At 60.9% G+C, this 8,914-nt stretch carries 11 protein-coding genes; 4 read left to right on the top strand and 7 right to left on the bottom strand.

The window, feature by feature from the left end; genetic code table 11:
- A complete protein-coding gene (locus ACJ8QI_RS24485) occupies positions 1 to 972 on the bottom strand; it encodes a patatin-like phospholipase family protein (RefSeq protein WP_048234592.1) in 972 nt (323 codons plus the stop codon).
- A 206-nt stretch (positions 973 to 1,178) separates the two neighbouring features.
- On the opposite strand from ACJ8QI_RS24485, the gene ACJ8QI_RS24490 reads away from it, so the two are divergent.
- Complete coding sequence (locus ACJ8QI_RS24490; RefSeq protein WP_442533192.1) at positions 1,179 to 2,123, top strand: MBL fold metallo-hydrolase; 945 nt, start codon at positions 1,179 to 1,181, stop codon at positions 2,121 to 2,123.
- Positions 2,124 to 2,135: 12 nt separating this feature from the next.
- Here the strand turns inward: ACJ8QI_RS24490 and ACJ8QI_RS24495 are convergent, their stop codons facing one another.
- On the bottom strand, positions 2,136 to 3,029 hold the full coding sequence (locus ACJ8QI_RS24495) for a LysR family transcriptional regulator (protein ID WP_442533193.1): 894 nt from the start codon (positions 3,027 to 3,029) through the stop codon (positions 2,136 to 2,138).
- A 101-nt stretch (positions 3,030 to 3,130) separates the two neighbouring features.
- On the opposite strand from ACJ8QI_RS24495, the gene ACJ8QI_RS24500 reads away from it, so the two are divergent.
- Positions 3,131 to 3,871, top strand: a complete 741-nt coding sequence (locus ACJ8QI_RS24500) for an SDR family oxidoreductase (protein ID WP_060441091.1) — start codon at positions 3,131 to 3,133, stop codon at positions 3,869 to 3,871.
- 64 nt (positions 3,872 to 3,935) lie between these two features.
- Entirely contained in the window at positions 3,936 to 4,139 is a 204-nt protein-coding gene (locus ACJ8QI_RS24505) for a DUF1289 domain-containing protein (protein WP_060425090.1), read from the top strand.
- A 62-nt stretch (positions 4,140 to 4,201) separates the two neighbouring features.
- On the opposite strand, the gene nrdF is transcribed toward ACJ8QI_RS24505, so the two are convergent.
- The 5 genes from nrdF to ACJ8QI_RS24530 all read right to left on the bottom strand — a co-directional run bounded on the left by nrdF (position 4,202) and on the right by ACJ8QI_RS24530 (position 8,656).
- The gene (gene nrdF, locus ACJ8QI_RS24510; RefSeq protein ID WP_038872807.1) at positions 4,202 to 5,173 is read right to left on the bottom strand and encodes a class 1b ribonucleoside-diphosphate reductase subunit beta; all 972 of its coding nucleotides are present in this window, start codon (positions 5,171 to 5,173) and stop codon (positions 4,202 to 4,204) included.
- A gap of 8 nt (positions 5,174 to 5,181) precedes the next feature.
- Positions 5,182 to 7,326, bottom strand: a complete 2,145-nt coding sequence (gene nrdE / locus ACJ8QI_RS24515; RefSeq protein WP_141960023.1) for a class 1b ribonucleoside-diphosphate reductase subunit alpha — start codon at positions 7,324 to 7,326, stop codon at positions 5,182 to 5,184.
- Positions 7,308 to 7,712 carry a class Ib ribonucleoside-diphosphate reductase assembly flavoprotein NrdI gene (gene nrdI / locus ACJ8QI_RS24520; protein ID WP_004928930.1) on the bottom strand — a complete coding sequence of 135 codons (405 nt, stop codon included), beginning with the start codon at positions 7,710 to 7,712 and terminating at the stop codon, positions 7,308 to 7,310. The genes nrdE and nrdI overlap by 19 nt, the downstream gene beginning before the upstream one ends.
- Before the next feature lie 9 nt (positions 7,713 to 7,721).
- Positions 7,722 to 7,952, bottom strand: coding sequence for a glutaredoxin-like protein NrdH (nrdH, locus tag ACJ8QI_RS24525; RefSeq protein WP_004928934.1), 231 nt, complete (start codon positions 7,950 to 7,952; stop codon positions 7,722 to 7,724).
- A 272-nt stretch (positions 7,953 to 8,224) separates the two neighbouring features.
- The gene (locus ACJ8QI_RS24530; RefSeq protein ID WP_015378864.1) at positions 8,225 to 8,656 is read right to left on the bottom strand and encodes a carboxymuconolactone decarboxylase family protein; all 432 of its coding nucleotides are present in this window, start codon (positions 8,654 to 8,656) and stop codon (positions 8,225 to 8,227) included.
- Between the two features lie 95 nt (positions 8,657 to 8,751).
- On the opposite strand from ACJ8QI_RS24530, the gene ACJ8QI_RS24535 reads away from it, so the two are divergent.
- Positions 8,752 to 8,914: GntR family transcriptional regulator (locus tag ACJ8QI_RS24535; protein WP_442533194.1), on the top strand; the 163-nt coding region annotated here is incomplete at its 3' end.

Raw genomic sequence — 8,914 nt, forward strand, 5'->3', positions numbered from 1 at the left:
TTACGCTGCCTGTTTCATGGCGGCGTCGTACCAGGCGAAATAGCGCTCTACGCCGCGGCGGCCGGATTCGATCAGCGCGCGTTTCTTCTCCTCGCTGATGCCGAACTCCAGCGTGCCGACGTCGAGCGTGTCGACATACACGGTGCGCTTCCAGTCGTCGCTGTCCAGGTGCACCTTGGTTTGGATGTCCAGCATCACGTTGGCCACCGCCAGGGTGAAATCAAACAGGTTGTTGACCGGCGTGCGCGGGCCGGCCTGCCCGGCGGCCTGGGCGATTTCGCCGGCGGAGTCCAGGCGAAGGCCCAGGGTGCGGGTGTTGATGCGCTGGCTGGAACTGTCGATATAAGGCGGCGTGGCGGAAAAGTCATAGTCGAACAGCCGCACCGGGTAGTTGTCGATCATGCCGCCGTCGATGCACAGATCGCCCAGGGTATTGTTCTTCGCCACGAAGGCGAACGGGAACGACATCGAAATGCGCAGGCCGTCCGCCACTTTCATGCGCGGCGTGGTGCGATGCGAATAGACCTCGCGCTGGCCGCTGTTGAGGTTGGCGCCGATAAAGTAAATCGACTTGAACCCTTTCGCCGCTTTCATCGCTTCGAACTGCTCGAAGGTAATATCCGGCTTGCCGGTATATTGCTTGATAATATCGCGCGACCATTGATAGAAATAATCGCCGGGCGCGATGCCGTATTGATTGAACAGGCGGTAGGCGTCCTGGAGCGTACCGAAAAAGCCGCCGTTATAATCGAGGAATTTTTTAAAATCCATCGCCGACAGAATTTTAGTGACGTCCGCCGAGCTGCAGCCCAGGCCGACTAGCAGCGCGGCGATGGCGCCCGCCGAGGCGCCGGAGGTTTGCTTGATCTGCGGCATGATGCCTTTGGCTTCCAGCAATTCCAGCGCGCCGCCATAGGCGATGCCTTTTACGCCGCCGCCTTCAAAGACCAGATTTTCGAATTGATAGTTCATGATATTTCCTCACTCTTGGTTTAGGGAGTAAGAAAAATAACCAAGTGGCGAGCGAGAAAATATGGATTGGGGTTGTGTGGCTCGGCAAACAAAATTATTCATAATAAATATATTATTTATATATTTATCAAAGGCATTTATTAAACAGGCGCATCGGGCCTTTTGCGTCAATACTTAGCGCTGTCCAATTCTCGCAAGGAGTCATCATGTTCTGGAAACGTTGTCTGCTGGGCGCGGCGCTGGCCGTTATGTCATTACAGGCCGGGGCCGCCGCGCCGCAGGCCAAAACCCCGACGCCGGGATTTTACCGCATCATGCTGGGCAGCTTTGAAGTGACCGCGTTGTCCGACGGCGTCATTCGCCTGCCGGCGGACAAGCTGTTGCTGAACACCACGCCGCAGCAGATCGCCGCCGGGTTGGCCGAGCGGCATCAAAGCCTGCCGGTGGTCACCTCGGTCAATGCCTATCTGATCAATACCGGCGACAAGCTGGTGATGATCGACAGCGGCGCCGGCCAGCTGCTGGGCGACGGCCTGGGCAAACTGGTGGATAACCTGCGCGCGGCGGGCTACCAACCGGAGCAGGTGGATGAGATCTACCTGACCCACATGCACCCGGATCACCTCGGCGGCCTGACGCACGACGGTAAGGCGGTATTCCCCAATGCGGTGGTGCGCGCCGCCAGCCAGGACGCGGACTTCTGGCTGAGCGCCGACCAGCTGAAACGGGCCAACGCGGAAAATAAAAGCAACTTCGAAAGAGCCCAGGCGGCGATCAAGCCTTATCAGGCGGCCGGGCACTTTAAGCCATTCAACGGCGACGACGAGCTTTCGCCGGGCATCGCCGCCTTTGCCGCCCACGGGCATACGCCGGGCCACAGCGTCTATCAGGTGACGAGTCAGGGCAAAAAGCTGCTGTTGCTGGGGGATCTGATCCACGTAGCGGCGGTGCAGATGCCGCATCCGAAGGTGGCTATCAGCTTTGACAGCGACGCCAAGGCGGCGGTCGCTCAACGGCTGCGGGTGTTCGGCGACAGCGCGCGGCAGAGCGAGCTGGTGGGCGGCGCGCACCTGTCGTTCCCAGGGTTGGGCTACCTGAACCGCCAGGGCGAAGGGTACAACTGGGTGCCGCTGAATTACGGCGCGCTGTAACGCACTCTGTCGCTACCGGTTGCGCTCGGCGAACACCCGGCTGAACCAATCGAGAAACACGCGCACCCGCGGCGAGAGCTGGCGGTTGCGCGGATAAAGCAGCGAGACCGGCATCGGCGGAGAAGGCCAATCCGGCAGCAGCGGCAACAGGCTGCCGTCGGCCAGATCGCCGCGCAGGTGATAACGCGGCACCTGAATGATGCCCAACCCGGCGCGGGCGGCGGCGACCAGGCTCTCCGCCGCGCTGACCGACACCGTCGCCGGCAGCGTGATGGGCTGCGCTTGCCCCGCCACCGTGAACGCCAGCGGCATCAGCGCGCCGGTCGCCGAAGAGCGAAAACCCACCATGCGGTGATGGCGCAGGTCGTCCAGGCTTTGCGGCGTGCCGAAGCGCTGCAGGTAGGCCGGGGCGGCACAGGTCACCTCTTCCAGCTCGCCCAGGCGGCGCGCCACCATGTCGCTGTCCCGCAGTTTGCCGACGCGCACCACGCAGTCGATGCCTTCCCGCAGCGCGTCCACCAGCCGATCGCCTTCGCTCATATAGAGCTCGATATCCGGGTATTGCGCCAAAAAATCAGGCAAGTCGGGCAACAGAAAATGGCGCGCCAGCGTGCCGTGCACCTCGATGCGCAGCAGCCCGCGCGGTTTGGCGCCGGCGAACGCCATCTCCGCCTCTTCGATGTCCGCCAGAATGCTCAGACAGCGCTGATAGTAGGCTTCGCCGTCCAGCGTCGGGCTGACGTGGCGGGTGGTGCGCTGCAGCAGCCTGACCTGCAGCCGGGCTTCGAGCTGTTTGATGGCGTCGGTCACGGTGGAGCGCGGCAGGTTCAGATCCTGCGCCGCCTGGGTAAAGCTGCGTTGTTCTGCCACGCGGGTGAACAGGCGCATAGCGTCGATTCTGTCCATAATTGTTCGTTTATTTCGGATAGTGATAACGAAGAATAGGGGATTATTCGCCGTGCCGAAAGGTGCATGATGACAACTCACTGACCCAGGAGGAGAGACTTATGCAGAACGCCACTCAACGCGTCACCATCGTCACCGGCGCATCTCGCGGCATCGGCGCCGCCATTGCCGAGCGTCTGGCCGCCGACGGTTTTACCGTCATCATCAACTATTCAGGCAACCCGGCGCCGGCCGATGAACTGGTGCGCAAGATAGAACAGGCGGGCGGCCGCGCGCTCGGCGCCAAAGCCGACGTCAGCGATGCGGCAGCGGTTTCCCGATTGTTCGACAGCGCCGAACAGGCGTTTGGCGGCGTCGACGTGCTGGTCAACAACGCCGGGGTGATGGCGCTGGCACCGGTGGCGGACATGCGCGATGAAGACGCGGATCGCCTGATCGACATCAACCTGAAAGGCAGTTTCAACACGATGCGCGAGGCGGCGAAGCGCCTGCGCGACAACGGCCGCATCATCAACTTCTCCTCCAGCGTGGTGGGGCTGCTGCAGCCGGGGTACGGCATGTATGCCGCCAGCAAGGCGGCGATCGAGGCGCTGACCAGCGTGCTGGCAAAAGAGCTGCGCGGCCGCAATATCACGGTGAACGCCGTTGCGCCGGGGCCGACCGCGACCGGGCTGTTCCTCGACGGTAAAACCCCGGAGCTTATCGAGCGGCTGGCGAAGATGGCGCCGCTGGAGCGCCTGGGCACGCCGGAAGATATCGCCGCGGCGGTGGCCTTCCTCGCCGGGAACGACGGCGGCTGGATCAACGGCCAAACCCTGCGCGCCAACGGCGGCATCATCTGATTGACGACGCGCCGCCGCAGGATCGGGTATCCTGTGGCGGCACACATCACATCAAGGGCGGTTTATGGCGGGCGACAATCAGCAATTCCAGCACGGCGTGAGATCGCCCTGCGTCAGCCTGTGCCGCATCGACGACGAAACCCAGCGGTGCCGGGGATGTCGGCGCACGCGGGCGGAGATCGCCGCCTGGCCGACCGCCAGCGACGCGGAGAAACGCGCTATTTGGCGGCGGCTTGAGCTGCGTGCGGCCTTCAAGCAAAACACATAGTCGCGGGAGCACGACACGTCGCACTCCCGCGAAAGCCTTTTCCTGATACGGCCAGCCAGCCCTCAGAAATCCCAGTCCTCATCCTCGGTGTTGACCGCCTTGCCGATGACGTAAGACGAACCGGAGCCGGAGAAGAAGTCGTGGTTTTCATCGGCGTTCGGCGACAATGCCGACAGGATAGCCGGGTTGACCTCCGCCATCGCCGGTGGGAACAGCGCTTCATATCCCAGATTCATCAGCGCCTTGTTGGCGTTGTAGTGCAGGAAGGTTTTCACGTCTTCCGTCCAGCCGACGCCGTCGTACAGCTCCTCGGTGTAGCGCACCTCGTTGTCGTACAAATCCTGCATCAGGTCGAAGGCGAAGTTTTTCACCTGCCGGCGCCGCGCGGCGTCCACTTTCTCCAGCCCTTTCTGGAACTTATAGCCTATGTAGTAGCCGTGCACCGCCTCGTCGCGAATGATCAGGCGGATCAGATCGGCGGTGTTGGTCAGCTTGGCGCGGCTCGACCAGTACATCGGCAGATAAAAGCCCGAATAGAACAGGAACGACTCGAGGAACACGCTGGCAACCTTCTTCAACAGCGGATCGTCGCTGCGGTAGTGGGCCAGAATGATGCCGGCCTTTTTCTGCAGCGCGCGGTTTTCCTCGCTCCAGCGGTAGGCATCGTCCACGTCCGGCGTTTGGCACAGGGTGGAGAAGATTGAGCTGTACGAGCGGGCGTGTACCGCCTCCATAAAGCTGATGTTGGAGTACACCGCCTCTTCGTGCGGCGTCAGCGCATCGGCGATCAGGGCCGGCGCGCCGACGGTGTTCTGGATGGTGTCCAGCAGCGTCAGCCCGGTAAACACCCGAATGGTCAGCTGCTGTTCCTTCGGCGTCAGCGTGGCCCAAGAGGGGATATCGTTGGACAGCGGCACCTTCTCCGGCAGCCAGAAGTTGGAGGTCAGGCGGTTCCATACCTCCAGATCCTTGTCGTCTTCGATGATGTTCCAGTTGATGGCGCGCACCAGCGGCGCCGATGTTAGGGTCGTCATAAGTTGCCTCACAGCGAGCAGGACACGCAGCCCTGCACCTCGGTGCCTTCCAGCGCCATCTGGCGCAGGCGGATGTAGTAAATGGTCTTGATGCCTTTGCGCCAGGCGTAGATCTGCGCGCGGTTGATATCGCGGGTGGTGGCCGTATCGCGGAAGAACAGCGTCAGCGACAGCCCCTGATCGACGTGCTGCGTGGCGGCGGCGTAGGTATCGATGATCTTTTCCGGGCCAATCTCGTAGGCATCCTGGTAATACGCCAGGTTGTCGTTGGTCATGTAGGGCGCCGGGTAGTAAACGCGGCCAATCTTGCCTTCCTTGCGGATCTCGATGCGTGAGACGATCGGGTGGATGCTGGAGGTGGCGTTGTTGATGTACGAGATGGAACCGGTCGGCGGCACCGCCTGCAGGTTCTGATTGTACAGCCCGTGCAGCATCACCGACTGGCGCAGCGCGCGCCACTCGTCGCGGCCCGGAATGGCGATGCCGGCGGCGGCGAACAGCTCGCGTACCCGCTCGGTTTGCGGCAGCCAGTCGCGTTCGGTGTACTTGTCGAAGTACTCGCCGCTGGCATAGCGGGAGTGTTCAAAACCGTCGAAGGCGCCGCCGCGCTCGATCGCCAGCCGGTTCGAGGCGCGAATGGCGTGATAGGCCACGGTATAGAAATAGAGGTTGGTGAAGTCGATGCCTTCTTCCGAGCCGTAGAAAATGCGCTCGCGCGCCAGGTAACCGTGCAGGTTCATCTGGCCCAGGCCGATGGCGCGGGCGCTGCGGTTGCCCTCGGCGATCGACGGCACCGAGCGGATATCGCTCATGTCGGCCACCGCGGTCAGCGCGCGGATCGCGGTCTCGATCGCCTTGCCGAAGTCCGGCGCGTCCATGGTTTTGGCGATGTTCAGCGAGCCGAGGTTGCAGGAGATGTCCTTGCCGATGCGATCGTAGCTCAGATCCTCGTGATACGTGCTGGCGCGGTTGACCTGCAGGATCTCCGAACACAGGTTGCTCATGTTGATGCGCCCGGCGATCGGGTTCTCCCGGTTGACGGTGTCCTCGAACATCACGTACGGGTAGCCGGATTCGAACTGGATCTCCGCCAGCACCTGGAAGAACTCGCGCGCGTTGATGCGCGACTTGCGGATGCGCTTGTCGTCCACCATCTCGCGATATTTCTCGCTGACGGCAATCTCCGAAAACGGCACGCCATACACCCGTTCGACGTCGTAGGGCGAAAACAGGTACATCTCTTCGTTGTTCTTCGCCAGCTCGAAGGTGATATCCGGGATCACCACCCCCAGCGACAGCGTTTTGATGCGGATCTTCTCGTCGGCGTTTTCCCGTTTGGTGTCGAGGAAACGCAGAATGTCCGGGTGGTGGGCATTGAGATACACCGCGCCGGCCCCCTGGCGCGCGCCGAGCTGGTTGGCGTAGGAGAAGGCGTCTTCGAGCATTTTCATGATCGGAATGACGCCGGAGGACTGGTTCTCGATGCGCTTGATTGGCGCGCCCACCTCGCGAATATTGCTCAGCAGGAAGGCCACGCCGCCGCCGCGTTTCGACAGCTGCAGCGCGGAGTTCACCGCCCGCCCGATCGATTCCATATTGTCTTCGATACGCAGCAGGAAGCAGGAGACCAGCTCGCCGCGCTGGCGTTTGCCGCAGTTGAGGAAGGTTGGGGTGGCCGGCTGGAAGCGGCCGGAAATCATCTCCTCCACCAGATCCTGCGCCAGCCCGGTGTCGCCCGCCGCCAGCGTCAGCGCCACCATGCATACCCGATCTTCGTAGCGCTCCAGATAGCGTTTGCCATCGAAGGTTTTGAGCGTATAGCTGGTGTAATACTTAAAGGCGCCGAGGAAGGTCTCGAAGCGGAATTTTTTGGCGTAGGCCTGCTGGAACAGCTGCTTGATAAACGGGAATTCGTACTGCGCCAGCACCTGCGGCTCGTAGTAGCCTTCCTCCACCAGATAGCGCAGCTTTTCCTCCAGGTTATGGAAGAACACGGTGTTTTGGTTGACGTGCTGCAGGAAGTAGTGCCGCGCCGCCAGCCGATCTTTATCGAACTGGATCCGGCCTTCCGCATCGTAAAGATTGAGCATCGCGTTGAGCGAATGGTAATCCAGCGCGCCCGTCTCGGGCCTGGTCAGTTCTGTCGTTGCCAAAATGCGGTTACTCCCTGTCGAACGTTTTCAACGTCTTGTGTCGTGCCGAGCAGCTCGAAGCGGTACAAAAAAGGCACCTGGCATTTTTTGGCGATGATGTCGCCGGCGATGCCGTACGCTGCGCCGAAGTTGGTGTTCCCGGCGGCGATGACGCCGCGCAGGTATGAACGGTTTTGCGGAACGTTGAGAAAGCGGATGACCTGGATCGGCACCGCGCCGACGGCGCTGCCGCCGCCATAGCTGGGCACGATCAAGATATAGGGTTGTTCCATCAGCAATTTGCTGCGGGCTCCGGCGATCGGAATGCGGATCGCCGGCAGGCCCAGTTTCTCAACGAACCGATGGGTGTTCTCCGAGCTGCTGGAGAAATAGACCAGCGGATTCATCGGCGGGCCTCAGCAGGTGAGCGCCAGTGCGCCGATCTTGTCCGGCCGGAACCCGGACCAGTGATCGTCACCGGCGATAATCACCGGAACTTGCTGATAACCTAAGGATTTAACGTGATTCAGCGCCTGCTGATCCTGGGTGAGATCGATCACCTGATAATCAATCCCCTGTTTATCAAATGCGCGATAGGTGGCGTTGCACTGGACACAGTCCGGCTTACTGTAAATAATAATGCTCATGATTCGCATTTACCTTTAGGCTGAAGGAAAGGCGGACAAGTCAGATAACGGAGCATCGTTCCTGGCGTTTCTGACGGCGTTATCAACCGAACGACACTCCCTGCGGCTGACCCATAAAATACTATATGTTGATATTTGTTTTATCAACCACGCTATATATGGTGTTTTGTCGGGTTGGAGGCGCAGGCCGCGCCGGGGCTGGAAAAGGCGAGGGAAAAAATTTTTGCGGGTGAGAAATTCCCCCTCTCAGTGAAGAGGGGGAATCGAGCGCATTACTGACGCATGCTGACGGCCAGCCGGTTGAAGGCGTTCATGATGCTGATGGCGAAGGTCAGATCGGCGATCTCGGTATCGCTGAAGTGCGCCTTCAGCGCCTCGAAAGCGCTGTCCGGTGCGCCGGTGGCGGCGATCAGCGTCACCGACTCGGCCCATTCCAGCGCGGCGCGTTCGCGCTCGCTGAACTCATGGCTGACGCGCCAGCCCGCCAGCGTATCCAGCTTGGCATGGCTGAAGCCGCTTTCGCGCAGCGCTTTGCCGTGCATATCCAGGCAGTAGGCGCAGCCGTTGATCTGCGAAACGCGCATAAACATCAACTCGATGGTCGCCTTGTCCAGGGCACCTTTCTCCAGCGCCATCAGCGCGCTTACCATATTTTTGTACGGGGCGGGCGCCAGCTCGGCATAGTTCAAACGTTGCTTAATCATGGTCAACCTCAATCGGTAGTAACGAAATCATGGCGCTACTTTAGCGGCCTTATGGTCTATGCTATAGGGCCATAAAATGATTATTTAACCGGACCATGATGCCATCTTTCCTGACCTCGCTGCGGCTGGACAACCGGCTTGCGGAACCGCTGTACCGGCAGATTTACCTGCGGATTAAAGACGCCATCGCCCAGGGCAGCCTGGCGGCGGGCAGCCGGTTACCTTCGGTGCGCGGGTTGGCGAGCGATCTGGGCGTGG

This window comes from Serratia sp. CY84636, from assembly GCF_052166245.1.
In the GTDB taxonomy this organism is placed as follows: domain Bacteria; phylum Pseudomonadota; class Gammaproteobacteria; order Enterobacterales; family Enterobacteriaceae; genus Serratia; species Serratia nevei.

What these genes read in the sequence shown, in the direction of transcription:
- ACJ8QI_RS24485 (WP_048234592.1), bottom strand. Translation starts at nt 972, where the DNA reads ATGAACTATCAATTCGAAAATCTGGTCTTTGAAGGCGGCGGCGTAAAA.
- ACJ8QI_RS24490 (WP_442533192.1), top strand. Translation starts at nt 1,179, where the DNA reads ATGTTCTGGAAACGTTGTCTGCTGGGCGCGGCGCTGGCCGTTATGTCA.
- ACJ8QI_RS24495 (WP_442533193.1), bottom strand. Translation starts at nt 3,029, where the DNA reads ATGGACAGAATCGACGCTATGCGCCTGTTCACCCGCGTGGCAGAACAA.
- ACJ8QI_RS24500 (WP_060441091.1), top strand. Translation starts at nt 3,131, where the DNA reads ATGCAGAACGCCACTCAACGCGTCACCATCGTCACCGGCGCATCTCGC.
- ACJ8QI_RS24505 (WP_060425090.1), top strand. Translation starts at nt 3,936, where the DNA reads ATGGCGGGCGACAATCAGCAATTCCAGCACGGCGTGAGATCGCCCTGC.
- nrdF (WP_038872807.1), bottom strand. Translation starts at nt 5,173, where the DNA reads ATGACGACCCTAACATCGGCGCCGCTGGTGCGCGCCATCAACTGGAAC.
- nrdI (WP_004928930.1), bottom strand. Translation starts at nt 7,712, where the DNA reads ATGAATCCGCTGGTCTATTTCTCCAGCAGCTCGGAGAACACCCATCGG.
- nrdH (WP_004928934.1), bottom strand. Translation starts at nt 7,952, where the DNA reads ATGAGCATTATTATTTACAGTAAGCCGGACTGTGTCCAGTGCAACGCC.
- ACJ8QI_RS24530 (WP_015378864.1), bottom strand. Translation starts at nt 8,656, where the DNA reads ATGATTAAGCAACGTTTGAACTATGCCGAGCTGGCGCCCGCCCCGTAC.